Here is a 784-nt window from a genome sequence, read left to right on the forward strand (position 1 = left end):
CGGCCGGCAGCCGCGCACAGCAGCCCGAGCCCGAAGATCGCGCCGCGATGCGTGTTGACGCCGCCGGTCGCGGCGAGCATCGCGTGCTCCGCGCGCAGCCCGATCTTGCGCAGCACGGCCATGTCCGCGTCACGCGCGCCGGCTTCGGCGAGCTCCGCGAAGTACGGCCGCAGCACGGCCGCGCTGCGAGCGAACGTCGCGGCGTCCATGTCCGCATGGCTGCCGGTATCGACGTGACTGACGAGCCCCGGTTTCGGATACGTGTCGATTTCGAGCACGAGGCTGCGCTCGGCAAGAGCGGCGATGCGCTCGGCGTCGGACGGCGCCGTTATGCGGCGGGCGGCTCCTGCACTCATCGCGTGCCTCCCGTGAATGCGTCGGCAGGCATCAATTCGACGGCGATCGCCGTCTTGACCGCGACTTCAGGCAGCCGCGCATGCAGTTCGCGCCAGTTCACGCCGGCGCCGTCGTCGCGCAGCAGTTCGCCGTCGATACGCATCGGCGCACGCGCGTCGAGCGCCGCGAGGCCGTCGAGCAACGCGTCGAGCGAAGCGGCGGCCGGCAACGGAAACACGATATCGAGATCGGAGGACGCGCTCAGGTAGCGCTCGCCCGTCAACGCCTGCCAGGCGAGGCTGCCGAACACGCGGCCCGGCACGCCGCAGCGTGCGCCGAGCGCGTCCAGCTCGCGCAACGTCGCGTGCCATGCGTCGGGCGCGACAGCGAGCACGTCGGCCAGCGCAGGCAGCGGGCCGACCGCCGCCACCGCGTCGGCGGCGACGTT

At 72.4% G+C, this 784-nt stretch carries 2 protein-coding genes; both read right to left on the minus strand.

Going from position 1 to position 784, the window contains the following annotated elements; all coding sequences use genetic code 11:
* A partial coding sequence (locus F3J14_RS35235; RefSeq protein ID WP_211080440.1) for a triphosphoribosyl-dephospho-CoA synthase occupies window positions 1–356 on the minus strand: 356 nt, incomplete at its 3' end.
* Window positions 353–784 (minus strand): malonate decarboxylase holo-[acyl-carrier-protein] synthase (gene mdcG, locus F3J14_RS35240; RefSeq protein ID WP_166726790.1); only part of this gene is annotated, 432 nt, incomplete at its 5' end. The genes mdcG and F3J14_RS35235, both read right to left, overlap by 4 nt.

Origin of the sequence: Burkholderia sp. Tr-862 (genome assembly GCF_011753085.1) — a bacterium.
Classification (GTDB): Bacteria; Pseudomonadota; Gammaproteobacteria; order Burkholderiales; family Burkholderiaceae; genus Burkholderia; species Burkholderia ambifaria.